Here is a 15,925-nt window from a genome sequence, read left to right as displayed (position 1 = left end):
GGCGGGGCCGTAGTGCGCCATGGATGGCGCACTACGAGCGTACATGGACGTATTCACAGCGTGCCCCGCCGGCCCCCACCCGCCCCGCGCCTCGCAGCAGCCCATCGCCGCTGTTGCTGTTGCTGTGACCGCGCCCTTTCGCAATGCCCCGGCCGTGGTCCGGCCAAAACATGCCTTTCGACACAAGCCGCTCCGCAACGGCTCGGGTTACCCTCAAAGACTTGTCTGACCGGAGAATTCCCCTTGACCACCCGTCTTGCCCTCGCCGTCGCCGTGACCCTCGGCCTTGCCCTGCCCGCCTATTCCGCCACCGCCGCCACCCCGGCCGCGACCACCGCCCAGCAGGCCAACCCGTTCTTCGCCGACAGCCCGCTGCCGCTGCACTTCCCGCAGTTCGACAAGATCAAGGACAGCGACTTCGCGCCCGCCTTCGACGCCGGCATGGCCCAGCAACTGAAGGAAGTCGACGCGATCGCCAACAACAAGGCCAAGCCGACCTTCGACAACACCATCATCGCCCTGGAAAAGAGCGGTGACACCCTGGATCGCGCCACCACCGTCTTCTTCAGCCTCGTCGGCGCCGACACCAACGACGCACGCAAGAAGCTGCAGGCCGACTACTCCGCCCGCTTCGCCGCGCACAGCGACGCCATCGCGCTGAACGGCAAGCTGTTCGCCCGCATCCAGAGCCTGTACGACGGTCGCGCGGCGCTCGGCCTCGACGCCGAAGGCGTGCGCCTGGTCGAGAAGTACTACGAGAGCTACGTCCGCGCCGGCGCCAAGCTGTCCGAAGCCGACAAGACCAAGCTCAAGGAAATGAACGCCGAACTGGCCAACCTGGGCACCACGTTCAGCCAGAACGTGCTGGCCGAAGTGAACGCCTCGGCGATCACCGTCGATGACGTCAAGGAGCTGGCCGGTCTCTCGCAGGAGCAGATCTCCGCCGCTGCCGAAGCCGCCAAGGCCCGTGGCCAGGACGGCAAGTACGTCATCACCCTGCTCAACACCACCGGCCAGCCGCCGCTGACCAACCTGGCCAACCGCGCGCTGCGCCAGAAGATCTACGAAGCCTCCATCACCCGCGGCAGCCGCGGCGGCGAGTACGACAACACCGCCCTGGTCTCGCGCATCATGCAGCTGCGTGCCGACAAGGCCAAGCTGATGGGCTTTGCGAATTTCGCCGCCTACAACCTCACCAACCAGACTGCCAAGACCCCCGAAGCCGTCAACGCCATGCTCGGCCAGCTCGCCCCGGCCGCCGTCGCCAACGCCAAGCGCGAAGCCGCCGACCTGCAGGCCATGATCGACAAGGAACAGAAGGCTGCCGGCAAGCCCACCTTCAAGCTGGAAGCATGGGACTGGGCGTTCTACAGCGAGAAGGTCCGCCAGGCCAAGTACAACTTCGACGAATCCCAGCTCAAGCCGTACTTCGAAATGAAGAACGTGCTCGAAAACGGCGTCTTCCACGCCGCCCAGCTCGAATTCGGCCTGACCTTCAAGCAGCGCACCGACCTGCCCGTCTACCACGAAGACGTCACCGTCTACGACGTGTTCGATGCCGACGGCAGCCAGCTGGCGATCTTCATCTTCGACCCGTACGCACGCGCCTCCAAGCGCGGTGGTGCATGGATGAACTCGTATGTCTCGCAGTCCGAGCTGACCGGCTTCAAGCCGGTGGTCGCCAACCACCTCAACATCCCCAAGCCGCCGGCCGGCAAGCCGACCCTGCTGACCTGGGATGAAGTGACCACCACCTTCCACGAATTCGGCCATGCCCTGCACGGCATGTTCTCGAACGTGAAGTACCCCTATTTCTCGGGCACCTCGGTGCCGCGCGACTTCGTCGAGTTCCCCTCGCAGGTCAACGAGATGTGGGCCGATGATCCGGTCATCCTGAAGAACTACGCCAAGCATTACCAGAACGGCACGGCCATGCCGCAGGCCCTGCTCGACAAGGTCGTCGCTGCCGCCAAGTTCAACCAGGGCTTCGCCACCACCGAATACCTCGGTGCGGCCATGCTCGACCAGCGCTGGCACCAGATCGGCCCGGACCAGGTGCCGGCTGCCAAGGACGTGATGAAGTTCGAAGCCGAGGCCCTGGCCAAGGACGGCATCTTCTACGCGCCGGTCCCGCCGCGTTACAAGACCCCGTACTTCAGCCACATCATGGGCGGCTACTCGGCCGGCTACTACGCCTACATCTGGTCCGAAGTGCTCGATGCCAACACCCAGAAGTGGTTCCGCGAAAACGGTGGCCTGAGCCGCAAGAACGGCGACCACTTCCGCCAGACCCTGCTCTCCAAGGGCGGCAGCGTGGATGCGATGGAGCTGTTCCAGAACTTCGCCGGGCACGCCCCGCAGATCGAGCCGCTGCTCGAAAAGCGCGGCCTGACCTCGGGTGACAGCAAGAAGTAAGCGTCTGTTTCAAGGACGTGCAGTACGAAAAACGCCCGGCATTACCGGGCGTTTTTTTGTTGCCCTCACCGCGGCGCCACATACCCCCCCGGCACACCATCCGGCGACAACACCAACTGCCACAACTGCGCATGCCGGCAGCGGAAACTCGCCATCGAGCCGGCCAGATAGAACTGCCACATCCGGCGGAAGCGTTCGTCATAGCGCTGCGCATCCAGCCGTGGCCACGCCGCCTCGATATTGGCCCGCCACGCCTGCAGCGTCCGGTCGTAATCGGTGCCGAAGTTGTGCCAATCCTCCAACACGAACAGCCCCTCGAACGCCTCCGTCACCTGCGCGGCCGAGGGCAGCATCGAATTCGGGAAAATGTACTTGGCGATCCACGGATCGGTACGATGCCGCGACAGATTGCTGCCGATCGAATGCAGCAGGAACAATCCCTCCGGCCGCAGGCAGCGCCGCGCCATCTCGAAGTAGCCTCGATAGTTCTTGTCGCCTACGTGCTCGAACATGCCCACTGACAGGATCGCGTCGAAGGACTCGTCCACCGCGTGATAGTCCTGCAGCCGGATCTCGATCGGCAGCCCCGCGCACAACTGGCGCGCATACTCCGCCTGTTCCTGCGAGATCGTCACGCCTACCCCGGACACGCCATAGCGCTCGGCCGCGAATTTCAGCGCCTCGCCCCACCCGCAGCCGATATCCAGAATGCGCTGGCCAGCGCGCAGCCCCAGCTTGCGGCAGATCAGATCGAGCTTGGCCTCCTGGGCGGCATCCAGATCCGTTGCCTGGCGCCAGTAGCCACAGCTGTAGACCAGGCGTTGGCCGAGCATCGCCTCGTACAGATCGTTGCCCAGATCGTAATGGCGCCGGCCGACCTCGAAACTGCCGGCCCCGGCCTGCAGGTTGAACACCCTTGCCTTGAGCGCATCGGCCAGATCGCGCCAGCCGTGCACGCGCTCGTCCAGATGCGCCTGCATCAGATGAAAGAGGACGTCATCCAGCGCGCGGGCATCCCACTGCCCGTCCATGTAACTCTCGCCCAGGCCCAGCGAGCCGTGGGCCATGACCCGCGCGTAGAAGCGCGGGTCGTGCACCGTGATGTCCTGCGGTTGGTCACCTTCCACGGTGATCCCCGCCTCATGCAGCAACCCTGTGACCCGTCGTTGCAGCCCAGCGTCCACATCGCCTCCGTCGATCAGCCCCGGGCGAACAACCCTGCGACATCCTGACCCACGTGCGGCACCAGCACGGCGGCCGGGACGTCCACGGTCTGCGTGCCGTCCGAGTACGGCCCTACCTGGTAGGGCGGGAACACGAAGCGTATCGCAGAGATGCGCCCGTCGGAACCGGTCAGCGGCTGGAACTGGCTGAAGTTGTCGGCACTTGGCCCGGTGCCGTCGGCGATCATCCGGCTGGCATTGCGCAGCGATTCCTGCATCTGTGCCGGCTCCATTTCATCGCCGCTCAACCGGGTCGCCACGCGCTCGCGCAGCTGGTCGGCCACGTAATCGCTGATCGCTTTCCAGCCCTTGGCATCGGCCACCAGCTTGTCGGCGGTCAGCATCTGCTGCTGCTCCGGCAGCCACACAAAGCGCGCCACCAGCGGCTCACCGTGCGCACCGCCGGTATAGCGGCTGCCATCGGCGGTCACCACCACCAGCTGCGGCGTTTCCAGCACCTTCTCGAAGGTCAGCGAAAGCTCGTAGGGCATGGTCGGCTTGTCGTTGCCCAGCCCGTCCAGCGCCTGCTGCAGCTCTGCCCGCGCACTGTCGGCATAGCCGCCCAGCGCCTTGGCCAAGCCCGGATACCGGGCGATGTCCGGCGGGTAGGTGATTCCGACCACGGCCTGCGGCGAGGTTTCGATCACATCGCGCAGCTCGACCGGTGCGTCGGGCGCCACCGCGGGCGCGACAGGTTCGGCAGCCGTGTCGACCGGCGCCGCCGGTGCTTGTGTGTCGCCGTCGTGCTTGTTGCAGCCTGCCAGCACCACCACGCCCATGGCCATGGCCAACGCGCTGGCGCGCAGCGCGCGACGGTTTCCTGCGATGTTCATCCTGAAATCCCCTTGTTGTAACCCACCATCATGATCGGCCATCCCTGAAGCATGACCCGCTGTCGTCATCGGACCAGCAGGTCGTCGTACTCCTCGTGCCGCTGCAGGAACGCCTCGGCGTAAGCGCAGGCCGGCACCACCTTGAATTTCTGTTCGCGCGCATAGCGCAGCGCCACCTTGGTCAACTCACCCGCCACGCCACGGCCGGCGATCGGCTCCGGCACCTCGGTATGGGTGATGATCATCCGCTTGCGCTTGATCTGGTAATCCAGCAGCGCCAGATGCCCTTTGACCCGGGCCTGGAAGCGGTGATTGGCCAGATCGTGCTCCACCTCGTAAGCCAGTCCGGGCGGCGTGACCGAAGCCATGAGCGGTGTCTCCTGCGGCGACTGCAGCGATAGTGCGCAGCCGGCCGCCATGATCGCGTGAAGCCTGAACAGGGGCAAGCAGCGACGTGCTGCGTCACATCCCGCCCTAAAGCCCGGCGCCCTCCGGCCGATACTGGAGTCGGACAGGGCGTGAAAGCTGGCATGGCTTTTGCGAAGACCTGCCTGTACGCACCCGCTTTCCGGAGGTCCGCATGGACAACACCGCACCTGCCCCCGCCCCCCACGGCGACGCCGATACCTCCCTGCTGGAAGGCTTGTTCCAGTTGGCCGTGAACGGCCAGACCCAGGGTTGGGAATTCGACCAGATCGACAACGAGGTCTATTCCCGCCTGCTCAGCACCTATGGTGTAGACGGAAAGAAGGCTGCCTGACGGCTGAGACGCTCACGCCTGAGGGTTACCGGGCTCACGACCAACGGTCGTGAGCTACCCGCGCCAGGTACCACGTTGCAGGTACCGACCGTTGGTCGGTAGGCCCCGACTCAACCGCCGAGGCGGAAGGTCGGGTTGCTCAGCTCACGCAGGAAGTGGCTGAAGATGCTCGGCTGCATGGCCAGCATGAACAGCACACCGAAGGCCGCACCGGCCAGATGCGCGCTGTGGTTGATGCGATCGCCGCCGCGGCGGTCCATCCAGATGCTGTAGCCCACGTAGAACACCGCATAGATGATCGCCGGGGCCGGAATGAACAGCACCAGGATGATCGACCACGGCTTGATCAGGATGAAGGCGAACAACACCGCCGACACCGCGCCCGATGCCCCCAGGCTGAGGTAGTTGGGGTTCTTCTGGTTCTTCAGATAGCTCGGCAGGATCGACACCAGCAACGCACCCAGATAGAACGCCGGATAGGTCAGGTAGCTGCCGCTCAACTGCAGCATCACCTGTTCGATGAAGCCGCCGAAGAAGAACAGCGTGATCATGTTGAACGCCAGGTGCGACAGATCGGCGTGGATGAACCCGTACGTGATCAGGCGATCGTACTGACGGTTGCGGTCCACCGCCGGCGGCCACAGGATCAGGCGGTCGGCGAGCGCACGGTTCTTGAACGCCATCCACGACACGATGACGGTGATGGCGATCAGCAGCAGGTTGACTGGGGTCATGTCAGGCTCAGGCGGTGCGGTAGTTGTCGACCATACGATAGCGCTTGGCATACCAACCGAAGGCCAACGCCGCCAGGAACGCAAAGCCGGCGAAGAAGAACATCAGGAACGCCGCCTCGCTCAAGCCGGTACTGGCGATCTGGTGGGTCACCGTATCGTTGCGCACCGCCGCGTTGGACAGCAGCACCCACAGGTTGCCGATGGTGGTGGTCAGATTCCAGAAGCTCATCACCACGCCCTTCATGGCCTGCGGCGCCTGGCTGTAGGCGAACTCCAGGCCGGTGGCCGAGACCAGCACCTCACCGAAGGTGAGCAGCGCGTAGGGCAGCATCTGCCAGAAGATGGACATGACGTTGCCGCCATCCATCATCACCTGGATGCCGCCGACCACGATCCAGGCCAGGCCGCTGAAGGCGATACCGGCGGTCATCCGGCGCAGCGCGGTCGGCTCGAAGCCGAAGCGGCGCAGCATCGGGTACAGCACCAGGTTGTTGAAGGGAATCAGGATCATCACCAGCAGCGGATTCAGCGCCTGCATCTGCGAGGCGGTGAACCAGCTCGGCATGGCCATCTGCTGGCCCTGCAACACCCAGGTCGAGGCCTTCTGGTCGAACAGCGAGAAGAACGGCGTGGTCAGCGCGAAGATCACCAGCACGCGCAGCACCGAGCGCACACCTTCCACGGCCTCGGCCGGATGCACTGCACGGGCGCGGTCCAGCTGGATCCAGGTGCCGCCACCGATACCAGCCAGCAGCAGGACCAGCGCGATGCACAGGCAGATCACGATACCCAGGCTGCCCACCAGCCCCATCGAGGCCACCGCCAGCACCGCACCAAGGATCGCCAGCGTACGCCCCGGACGGCCCTTGCCCGGCACCTGCGCCGACAGCGCGGTGCGCACCACGTTGCCGAACGAATGCGGGTCCTTCGGCGGCAGCGGCACCAGCACATAGCGCTTGCGGCCCATCCAGAACACGAAGGTGGCCACGAACATCAGGATGCCCGGGATGCCGAAGGCCCACGACGGGCCCAGGTTCTTCAGTGCCAGCGGGATCAGCAGCGAGGCGAACAGCGAGCCGAAGTTGATGATCCAGTAGAAGGCATCGAACACGAGCTTGGCCAGATGCTTGTTGCTCTGGTCGAACTGATCGCCCATGAACGAGGCCACCAGCGGCTTGATGCCACCGGCGCCCAGCGCGATCAGGCCCAGGCCGACGAAGAAGCCCTGGCGGCTGTCCTCGAAGATGGCCAGGCAGGCGTGGCCGGCGCAGTAAATGAGGCTGAACCACAGGATGGTGTGGTACTTGCCGAAAAACTTGTCGGCCAGCCAGCCACCGAGCAGCGGGAAGAAATACACGCCGATCATGAAGCTGTGCATGATGTCCTTGGCCTCGCCGGCACGGCCATCGGCGGTGATCTCCTGCAGCAGCAGCGAGGTGATCAGGAACTGCACCAGGATGTTGCGCATCCCATAGAAGCTGAAGCGTTCGCAGGCCTCATTGCCGATGATGTAGGGAATCTGGCGCGGCATCTTTCCTTTGCCTGCGCTGGCGGCTGCGATATTGCTCATCCTGTGGGGCTGTCCTGCAAACACGAAAGGACCAAGATTACCGGAAGCCCCTACCCCAGCGCACGCTGCACAGCTGCATGACAGGCGGCGCCGGACATGGCAGGCAGGCCGAAAACGGCCGCGCGGGATGGCACCCATGTCACGGATCGTCGACGGCGGAAGCGTAAACTTATCGTTATGCGCACGCACATCACTGGTGGGACCCGACGTTGGACAGGCTGGATCCTGCTGCTGTTGCTGGCGGCCCCCGCCGCAGGCGCGCACGCACGCCAGGCCGAGGATGCCCTGCCCTCGCTGAAGATCGCCACGCTGGAACTGCCGACGCAGGACGATGCGCAGTGGCAGCAACGGCGGGACCAGGTGCTGCAGCTGCTCGAATCCATGCAGCCGGACGTGATCGCGGTGCAGCGCGTGCTGCAGACCCAGGGGCGTAACCCGGCCTGCTGGCTGGCCAGCCGTCTGCGCTACAGCTGCGATTTCGTCACCGCCGATCCGCCCAGCCAGCCGTTGCGCCATGGCAGCGCGATGCTGACCCGGTTGCCGGTCACCGACGACGCCGTCACCCTGCTGCACCCGCCCGGGCAGTTCAGCGCCGCCGGCATGGTGCGGATCAAGCTGCGCGAAGAGCTGATCAACATCTACGTGGCCCGGCTGCGGCCGGAGCCGGACGACGCGCAGATCCGCCGGCACCAGACCAGCGACCTGATGACCTGGATCGGCGCGACCGCCGAGGGCCTGCCCTCGCTGATCGCCGGCGATTTCTCCGCCGAGATCACCGAACTGGTGGGCAGCACGCCGGGCTTCCAGCCGGCCCGCAAGAACCCCGGCGAACGCGTGGATCCGCCCTCACTGGCCGGCGCGGCACGTGGGCACGGCCTGGACGTGCTGTTCCAGGTGAAGTATTTCGGCGGCATCCGCCAGGACAGCATCAAGCTGCCGGCCAGCGAAAGTGACCCCGCCACGATGCGTCTGGGCACCATGGCGACCCTGCGCCTGCAGACGCCGGAGAGCACCAGCGCGCCCTGATGTCGCAGGGCTCCCGGCGGCGCAACGAAGAACGGCCAGGCATCGCTGCCTGGCCGTTCTCGTTTCAGGTGACCCTGCCGATCAGGCAATGGCGTCCTGGTAACGACGCTCGACTTCATTCCAGTCGACGACGTTGAAGAACGCGCCGATGTATTCCGGGCGACGGTTCTGGTACTTCAGGTAGTACGCGTGTTCCCACACGTCCAGGGCCAGGATCGGCGTGTTGCCGTCCATCAGCGGGCTGTCCTGGTTGGCGCTGCTTTCCACCACGACCTTCTTGTCCGGGGTGACGCTCAGCCAGGCCCAGCCGCTGCCGAAGCGGGTCAGTGCGGCCTTGGTGAAGGCTTCCTTGAACTTCTCCAGGCCGCCCAGCTGCGAATCGATGGCCTTGGCCACGTCGCCCACCGGTGCACCGCCGCCGTTGGGCGACATCACGGTCCAGAACAGGGTGTGGTTGGCGTGGCCGCCGCCGTTGTTGCGCACGACGCCCTGCAGGTTTTCCGGAAGCGACTTGGTCTTCTTGACCAGTTCTTCCACCGGCAGATCGGCGAACTCGGTGCCTTCCAGCGCGGCGTTGACGTTGTTGATGTACGTCTGGTGATGCTTGGTGTGGTGGATTTCCATCGTCGCTGCGTCGATATGCGGCTCGAGCGCGTCGTAGGCGTAGGACAGCTTGGGGAGGGTATAGGCCATGTGGTTCTCCTGGTAGCTCACTCACCCGGCAAAGACCGGGCGTTGCGGAGTCGATGATGGGGATGGCCGATAAGCTTACCAAGGGCCATGTAAAGGAAACTTCGTCCTGTGCGGTCGGCCGCGTGTCCGGATCGTGACGCGACAGTGACGGTGCACGCCGGGCGAGGTGGGCTCCCTCGCAACGCAGCACGCCTGTTCGGCTGGGCCTCACCGTGCGGGGCGATGATCGCAGTAGAGTAGTCGCCTCGCCCATCGCCCTTGGCCCCTCATGCGCAAGCCACTGCTGTTGTTGATCGCCATCGTGCTGCTGGTGGGCGGCCTGGCCGCCATCAAGCTGGCCCAACGCCCGCCGGCGCCGCAGTTCGCGCCATCGCTGACGCAACCGGATGCCGCGCCGCCCGCCAGTGCCGCGACGTCATCACCCGCATCGGCCAAGGCAGCGCGCGATCCCCTGCCCCCGTTCCTGCCCGCCGAGGCGCGCGACACCATCGCACTGATCCAGCGCGGCGGCCCGTACCCGCACCGGCAGGACGGCAGCATTTTCAGCAACCGCGAACAGCGCCTGCCGCAGCGGCCGCGCGGCTATTACCACGAATACACGGTGGACACGCCCGGCGCCGGCAATCGCGGCGCGCGGCGCATCGTCACCGGCGGCACACCCCCTACTGGCTGGTTCTACACCGATGATCACTATGAAACGTTCCGCAGTTTCGACGTTCCACCTGCCGGGAGCTGGCAATGACGCATGACGGATTCGAGTTGGGCCTGCACGACATCAACAATGCCGGTATCTATGCGATCGGCAACGATGATGTCGCCCCCTTGTCGGCCGCGATGCGCGATGCCGGCCTGCGCGTGATCCAGATCGATCTGGACGGCTGCCACGACAAACGCACGCTGCTGATGCGCCTGGCCGCACGCCTGGATTTTCCAACCGGCTTCGGCGGCAACTGGGATGCGCTGACCGATAACCTGCGCGACCTGGCCTGGCTGCCGGCGAACGGCTATGCGCTGTTCTTCAGCGATGCCGATGCCCTGCGCAGCGATGCCGGTGCCGATTTCGACACGCTGCTGGATGTGCTCGACGAAGCCAGCCGCTACTGGAGCGACAGCAACGTGCCGTTCTGGGCGTTCGTGGCACTGCGCGATGCAGACGTGGAACTGGACGAGGACGCCGCGACGCCGTAACCCCTCTCCGGGCAGAGCCACGCCATGCTTTGCTGTGACGCCCCTGATGCCTGACCCCAGGGCGGCCACCCCTGGGGTGGCTCTACTGCCGATGAGGCACAGCCTCATCGGCTGCCGTTGTCTTCCTGCAGTTCTTTCTTGAACGGGATGTCCGGCGGCGGGCGGGCGATGGCCGGCTGGTCCTGCATGTTCGGATCGCTCAGGCCGCAGCCGCCACCGAACTGCAGCACGGAAATCACGCAGGAAATGGATGAACTCGTGCCTGGGATCGGAATCTCGACGGCCTTGATGCCCTTGCGTACCCACTCGGCCAGCAGCGATTCGTTGGGGGCCCAGTACTTGTCGAACGAGGTCGGCGTGTAGTCGTACGGCGGGCGCTTGAGCCATGTGCCGGACTGCGCGATGCGCTCCTTGCTCCAGCCGTCCTTATCGCCGCCCGGCGCGCCACGCTCGCTGTTTGCGCGCCCCTCCTGGCCAGGCACGCGCACGCTGCCATCGGCCTTGAACAGGCTGCCGGCATTGCCTTGGGTCGCACTCACGGCCCTGCCATTGAGGTCGGCATCCTGCGGATGATTGGCCGCACCCCAGTCGTCGGAACGGTTGGGCGTGGCCCAACTGCCCGGGGGCGCCTTGGAGGGGCTCGCCGGGGCGCGCGCTGCAGCGGACGCCGTGGACGCACTCGCAGCACTGCTGGCATTGCTCGCCGCCGCCGCCGCCGGTGATGGCGGTGCCGGGCGCGGGGCGGCGTTGGGCACCGCGCGCTCGCGCACGGCGACATCCGGCGTTCGACCGGACACAGCCACCTCGCGCGTGGGCAATGTGGGCACGCTCACCGCCGGCGCGCTCACCGGCCGGATCTCGCGTTCGCGCACCTGCACGTCACGTTGGGGCACGGTGGCCTCCACGCGCGGCCCGGGAATGGCCACGGTGGGTGTCGGCGCTTCGACCACGGTGACCTGCCGCTCCTGCACGCTCAGCTCGGGCGTGCGCACCTGCGGTTCGGCCGGGCGCGGCGCCGGTACGGTGGCACGCGGCGTCGGCGTCTCCACCGTGACCACGGTGCGCTCACGGACGGCAATGTCCTGCGGTTCGCGCGTCATCACACGTACTTCGGTGCGCGGGACGCTGGTCGGCGGCACCACGAAATCGGTGGTGGCCTCGGCCACCTCGGTCGCCTGGACGGGCTGCTCCACCGCGGGCGTCGCCGGCGCGGGTGGCGCCGGTTGCGGCTCGCTCGGTGGCGCCGGCGCTGCGGTCGGCTGTGGGGCCGATGCTGTCTGCGCATCGGCCTCGGCCTGCGCCATCGCCTGGGCATTGGCCATCGCCGCAGCGATCGCAGCTTCCGCCGTGGCCGGCTCGGCAGTGGCAGGTTGCGCGCCCTCTTCCTGCTGCGGCGTGCCGCGTCCAACGAACGACACCTGCACACGCCCGCTCTTACCGCCTTGTTCCGGTTCGCTGGGCGGCCGGATCAAGGCGACCCACAGCAGCGCCAAGGCGAACAACAGATGCAACAACGCGCTGATCACCGCCGAGGTCCAGCGCATCCAGCGCTGGTCGCGCGGGGCCGGTTCCCAGCCCTGCCAGAGCAGCCGGCGCATCGCCTGCACGAAACTCAGCGCCGGCAGCCGCCCGCCGTGCGGTACCGGCTCACGCTGGGCCAGCTCGGCCAGCACTTCGCTGGCCCGGAACGGACGCGGCAACGGCGACAACGCACGCAGCCACAGGCCCCACCCATAGGGGAGGCCGGTGGTTTTTTCAAGAAAGCGCGTGTCCGGCTGGCGAGCCAGCAGCCACTCGAGGATGTCGTCAGCCCGGCGCAGTGGCACGCAGCGGGATCAGGCTGCCGTGCCGCGGGGAATGTACGGCGCGTCGCCACTGTCGTGGTCGGTCGCATCGCGCACCGCGGTGATGCCGGGCACCCGCCCCATCAGGGTCTTTTCAATGCCCTGCTTGAGCGTGACGTCGGCCATGCCGCAGCCCTGGCAGCCACCGCCGAAGCGCAGCAGCACCACGCCATCGGCCGAGACTTCCTGCACCGCGACCTTGCCGCCGTGCGAGGCCAGCTGCGGATTGACTTCATTCTCCACCACCCAGCGCACGCGCTCGACCAGCGAGGAGCCTTCGGTCGGCGCCTCGCCCTTGATCTTGGGGGCCTTGATGGTCAGCTGCTGGCTGCCGGTGGCATTGGTGACGAAGTCGATCTCGGCGCCATCGACCCAGGCCACACTGGCGGCGGCCACGTAAAGGGTGAAGCCATCGCAGTCCACCGCCCACTCATCACCCAGCAGTTCACTGGGATCAGCGAACTCCAGGCGGGCATCGGCGCGCGGGGTACCCGCATCGACGGCGGTCAGGCGCACACCCATGCCGGGCACGGCCTCACGTTCGATCAGCTTGCGGAAATAGGATTGGGCAGTGTCGGATATCTGGATCATCGGGCTATTCTAGCCAATCCCTTGTTATGCGCTCATTCGGTTTATACACCGGACCGCGCATTGTTCAGTCATCCAGATGTGTGGAGGAACCCATGGCCGACCTGATTCCGCTGGCGCAAGCGCACTGCGTGCCGCGCAAAGGCAGCGACCACAAGCTCGGCACCGCCCGGGTCACCGAGCTGCTGGCGCAGATTCCCGGCTGGGAGCTGGCCGAGGCCGGCCAGGCGCTGACCCGCACCTTCCGCTTCGACAACTACCACGGCACCATGGCCTTCGTGAACGCCTTGGCCTGGGTGGCCCATCGCGAGGACCACCACCCGGACCTGGGCGTGCATTACGACCGCGCCGTGGTGCGCTTCTCCACCCACGATGTGGGCGGCCTGAGCGAGAACGACTTCATCTGCGCGGCGAAAGCCTCGGCCCTGACGGAGTAAGCCCATGAAATTGCAGTACATCATGCTGTCCAGCCTTGCCCTGGCCGCCCTGGCCGGGTGCAACAAGACGCCCGCCGAACCGGCCGCCCCGGTCGCTGCGCCCACCGAGGTCGCCGCGGTCAAGACGCCCCCGCCGGAGTACCCGATCGAACTGGCCTGCCAGGGGATCGGCGGCACCAGCACCTTCAAGGTGACCATCGCCGCCGATGGCCAGCCCAGCCAGGTCCAGCTCGCCAGCGGCAGCGGCAATGCCCAGCTCGACGAGCAGGCACAGAAGGCCGTACAGGCCTGGCAGTTCAAGGCGGCCACCCGCGCCGGGCAGGCGGTCTCGACCACGATCCAGGTGCCGGTCAGCTTCAACCCGCCGCAGCCCAAGCCCGACCAGTGCTTCGCGGTCGAAGAACGGCTGCGCCGCGGCGGCTGATCGTCGCGTTGTATTGAGGTCAGCCGCCGCAAACCTCGTGCTCCCTACTTCGCGCCCCGGTGTTGTTGCCCGGGGCGCGCTGCACTTCTACAAGGACGCGTTGGCGGATGCCTGATATTTCCAGTGAAAACGTATGGATCGCCCTGGCGGTCACCCTGGCCGCCGGCCTGGCCACCGCGCTGGGCAGCCTGATGGTGCTGTTCTCGCGCCGGCCCAACCCGCGCCTGCTGGCGTTCGGGCTGGCCTTTGCCGGTGGCGCGATGGTTTTCGTCTCGCTGACCGAGATCCTCAACAAGGCGATCGACTCGTTCACCCAGGCCTATGACGCCCGGCTGGGCTTCGCCTACGGCACCGCGGCCTTCCTGGTCGGCGTGCTGCTGATCGTGGTGATCGACCACCTGATCCCGAACCCGCACGAGAGTCTGGACAAGCAGGACCCGCTGTTCCGCGACAACAACAAGGCCTACATCAAGCGGGTCGGCCTGCTGACGGCGGTGGCGATCACCGCGCATAACTTCCCCGAGGGGCTGGCAACGTTCTTCGCCACGCTGGAAAGCCCGTCGGTGGGCATGCCGCTGGCCTTCGCCATCGCCATCCACAACATCCCCGAGGGCATCGCGATCGCGGTCCCGGTGTATTTCGCCACGCAGAACAAATTCTACGCGTTCGGCGCCAGCCTGCTGTCCGGGTTGGCGGAGCCGATCGGCGCGGCGATCGGGTATGTGGCCCTGTCAGGGGTCCTCAACCACGCCACCTTCGGCTGGGTGTTCGGCATCATTTCCGGGGTGATGGTGTTCCTGGCCCTGGATGAACTGCTGCCGGCGGCCAAGCGCTACGCCAAGGGCCACGAGACCGTGTACGGCCTGGTGGCCGGCATGGGCAGCCTGGCGATCAGCCTGGTGTTGTTCAAATGGTGACGGTGCAGAGCCGGCCAGCGGCCGGCACTACCCTCCGTTCGGCACGGCGTTATCTGCCGGCGCTCACTTCAACCGGTTCAACACCTCGACGAGCTCCTCGGCGAGCGGTGCATTGATCAGGTACGGCGTCTTGCCCGCGTCCAGGGCGAACTCCAGCGAGGCCGCGTGCAGGAACAGCCGTTTCAGGCCGATCTGCTCACGAAGCCGCTTGTTGACGTCCGGATCGCCATACTTGTCGTCACCGGCCACCGGATGACCCAGATGCTGGGCATGCACGCGGATCTGGTGGGTGCGGCCGGTTTCGATGCGGACCTCACAGTACGAATGCCCGCCCTTGCGCTCCAGCACCTTGAAGTGGCTGATCGACTCCTTGCCGATCGGATTGACCTGCACGTGCCGCTCGCCGCCCTGGCGCAGACCCACGTGCAACGGGGCATCCACGGTCATGGTGCCATCGGGCATGCGGCCGGCCAGCAGGGTCAGGTAGCGCTTGCGGATGCCGGCACCGTGGTCTTCGCGCAGCAGCGCCTGCAGCTCGCTCAGCGCCGAGCGCTTCTTGGCCACGATCAGCAGGCCCGAGGTATCCCGGTCCAGCCGATGCACCAGTTCCAGGGTCTTTCCCGGACGCAGGGCGCGCAGCGTCTCGATCGCGCCGAAGCTGATGCCACTGCCGCCGTGGCTGGCCACGCCCGACGGCTTGTTCAGGGCCAGCAGCCGATCGTCTTCGAACACGATGGCATCTTCCAGCCGTTTCATGAATGCCGCGGGCGGACCCGCTTTGTCGCCTTCCTCGTTGAGACGGACCGGCGGGACCCGGACTTCGTCGCCGCCCTCGAGCTTGCGCTCGGCCTTGGCGCGGCCACCATTGACGCGGACCTGGCCACTGCGGACGAGCTTGTAGATCAGGCTGCGCGGTGCACCCTTGAGCTGGCCGAGCAGGAAGTTGTCCAGGCGTTGCCCGGCGCGGTCGGCCGGGACAGTGATGATACGTACGCTGGTCATGGCTTCAGCGGCTTTGGGGGTGGGCTCGGTAACGGTCATTGGCCTTTTATTCTGTTACACTCGGCAGGCGAGATAAGGGATTGATTTCGTTGGAAGTTGCTCTGGGCCAGAAGCCCGACTTCCCGCGATTCCGGCACAGTGCGCAGCCACCGCCCCCGGGGCGGCCATGTTAGCGGCTCACCGGCGGTCCCGGCCATCGCCGGATGTCTGACACGCATTCGCGCTGAACATGTCCCTGTGGCGCTCCAGCCTGGCTGAAAGCTGCCTCCGG

17 protein-coding genes are annotated in these 15,925 nt (G+C 66.2%); 8 read left to right on the top strand and 9 right to left on the bottom strand.

All coding sequences use genetic code 11. From position 1 onward, the window contains the following. The first annotated feature begins 243 nt into the window (after positions 1 to 243). A complete protein-coding gene (locus ACW6W5_RS06105) occupies positions 244 to 2,415 on the top strand; it encodes a M3 family metallopeptidase (RefSeq protein ID WP_152152682.1) in 2,172 nt (723 codons plus the stop codon). A gap of 65 nt (positions 2,416 to 2,480) precedes the next feature. Here the strand turns inward: ACW6W5_RS06105 and cfa are convergent, their stop codons facing one another. The 3 genes from cfa to ACW6W5_RS06090 form a co-directional block, all read right to left on the bottom strand. Then, positions 2,481 to 3,599 carry a cyclopropane fatty acyl phospholipid synthase gene (gene cfa / locus ACW6W5_RS06100; protein ID WP_121038048.1) on the bottom strand — a complete coding sequence of 373 codons (1,119 nt, stop codon included), beginning with the start codon at positions 3,597 to 3,599 and terminating at the stop codon, positions 2,481 to 2,483. A gap of 14 nt (positions 3,600 to 3,613) precedes the next feature. After that, on the bottom strand, positions 3,614 to 4,471 hold the full coding sequence (locus ACW6W5_RS06095; RefSeq protein ID WP_152152684.1) for a DUF3298 and DUF4163 domain-containing protein: 858 nt from the start codon (positions 4,469 to 4,471) through the stop codon (positions 3,614 to 3,616). A 65-nt stretch (positions 4,472 to 4,536) separates the two neighbouring features. Further along, entirely contained in the window at positions 4,537 to 4,839 is a 303-nt protein-coding gene (locus ACW6W5_RS06090; RefSeq protein WP_121041132.1) for a GNAT family N-acetyltransferase, read from the bottom strand. Between the two features lie 212 nt (positions 4,840 to 5,051). Here ACW6W5_RS06090 and ACW6W5_RS06085 point away from each other — a divergent pair, with 212 nt between their 5' ends. Further along, positions 5,052 to 5,231, top strand: coding sequence for a hypothetical protein (locus ACW6W5_RS06085; RefSeq protein ID WP_121038054.1), 180 nt, complete (start codon positions 5,052 to 5,054; stop codon positions 5,229 to 5,231). A 110-nt stretch (positions 5,232 to 5,341) separates the two neighbouring features. On the opposite strand, the gene ACW6W5_RS06080 is transcribed toward ACW6W5_RS06085, so the two are convergent. Both ACW6W5_RS06080 and ACW6W5_RS06075 read right to left on the bottom strand, forming a co-directional pair. Beyond that, a complete protein-coding gene (locus tag ACW6W5_RS06080) occupies positions 5,342 to 5,965 on the bottom strand; it encodes a rhomboid family intramembrane serine protease (RefSeq protein ID WP_019182898.1) in 624 nt (207 codons plus the stop codon). 7 nt (positions 5,966 to 5,972) lie between these two features. Further along, positions 5,973 to 7,535 (bottom strand): POT-type proton-dependent oligopeptide transporter, encoded by a 1,563-nt coding sequence (locus ACW6W5_RS06075; protein WP_152152686.1) that lies wholly within the window; start codon positions 7,533 to 7,535, stop codon positions 5,973 to 5,975. 177 nt (positions 7,536 to 7,712) lie between these two features. Here ACW6W5_RS06075 and ACW6W5_RS06070 point away from each other — a divergent pair, with 177 nt between their 5' ends. Next, positions 7,713 to 8,561, top strand: coding sequence for an endonuclease/exonuclease/phosphatase family protein (locus tag ACW6W5_RS06070; protein WP_121038060.1), 849 nt, complete (start codon positions 7,713 to 7,715; stop codon positions 8,559 to 8,561). Between the two features lie 81 nt (positions 8,562 to 8,642). On the opposite strand, the gene ACW6W5_RS06065 is transcribed toward ACW6W5_RS06070, so the two are convergent. Continuing rightward, entirely contained in the window at positions 8,643 to 9,254 is a 612-nt protein-coding gene (locus tag ACW6W5_RS06065; protein WP_121038063.1) for a superoxide dismutase, read from the bottom strand. A gap of 268 nt (positions 9,255 to 9,522) precedes the next feature. On the opposite strand from ACW6W5_RS06065, the gene ACW6W5_RS06060 reads away from it, so the two are divergent. Then, positions 9,523 to 9,996: a guanyl-specific ribonuclease gene (locus ACW6W5_RS06060; RefSeq protein ID WP_121038066.1), complete on the top strand. Its 474-nt coding sequence runs from the start codon at positions 9,523 to 9,525 to the stop codon at positions 9,994 to 9,996. Then, positions 9,993 to 10,442 carry a barstar family protein gene (locus ACW6W5_RS06055; protein ID WP_121038069.1) on the top strand — a complete coding sequence of 150 codons (450 nt, stop codon included), beginning with the start codon at positions 9,993 to 9,995 and terminating at the stop codon, positions 10,440 to 10,442. The genes ACW6W5_RS06060 and ACW6W5_RS06055 overlap by 4 nt, the downstream gene beginning before the upstream one ends. Before the next feature lie 104 nt (positions 10,443 to 10,546). Here the strand turns inward: ACW6W5_RS06055 and ACW6W5_RS06050 are convergent, their stop codons facing one another. Both ACW6W5_RS06050 and ACW6W5_RS06045 read right to left on the bottom strand, forming a co-directional pair. Next, entirely contained in the window at positions 10,547 to 12,268 is a 1,722-nt protein-coding gene (locus tag ACW6W5_RS06050; RefSeq protein ID WP_152152688.1) for a hypothetical protein, read from the bottom strand. 9 nt (positions 12,269 to 12,277) lie between these two features. Continuing rightward, complete coding sequence (locus ACW6W5_RS06045) at positions 12,278 to 12,877, bottom strand: NfuA family Fe-S biogenesis protein (protein ID WP_121038075.1); 600 nt, start codon at positions 12,875 to 12,877, stop codon at positions 12,278 to 12,280. A 92-nt stretch (positions 12,878 to 12,969) separates the two neighbouring features. Here ACW6W5_RS06045 and ACW6W5_RS06040 point away from each other — a divergent pair, with 92 nt between their 5' ends. The 3 genes from ACW6W5_RS06040 (at position 12,970) to zupT (ending at position 14,652) form a co-directional block, all read left to right on the top strand. Then, a complete protein-coding gene (locus tag ACW6W5_RS06040; RefSeq protein WP_019182889.1) occupies positions 12,970 to 13,311 on the top strand; it encodes a 4a-hydroxytetrahydrobiopterin dehydratase in 342 nt (113 codons plus the stop codon). Between the two features lie 4 nt (positions 13,312 to 13,315). Beyond that, positions 13,316 to 13,735: an energy transducer TonB gene (locus ACW6W5_RS06035; protein ID WP_121038078.1), complete on the top strand. Its 420-nt coding sequence runs from the start codon at positions 13,316 to 13,318 to the stop codon at positions 13,733 to 13,735. 107 nt (positions 13,736 to 13,842) lie between these two features. Continuing rightward, on the top strand, positions 13,843 to 14,652 hold the full coding sequence (zupT, locus tag ACW6W5_RS06030; protein ID WP_019182887.1) for a zinc transporter ZupT: 810 nt from the start codon (positions 13,843 to 13,845) through the stop codon (positions 14,650 to 14,652). A 63-nt stretch (positions 14,653 to 14,715) separates the two neighbouring features. Here zupT and ACW6W5_RS06025 read toward each other — a convergent pair whose 3' ends face one another. Beyond that, positions 14,716 to 15,693, bottom strand: coding sequence for an RluA family pseudouridine synthase (locus tag ACW6W5_RS06025; protein WP_026069733.1), 978 nt, complete (start codon positions 15,691 to 15,693; stop codon positions 14,716 to 14,718). Positions 15,694 to 15,925 lie beyond the last annotated feature (232 nt).

The sequence above is a fragment of the Stenotrophomonas sp. IS26 genome (assembly GCF_054188265.1).
Note: the sequence above shows the minus strand (reverse complement) of the source record. Positions and strands in the feature narration are given on the sequence as shown.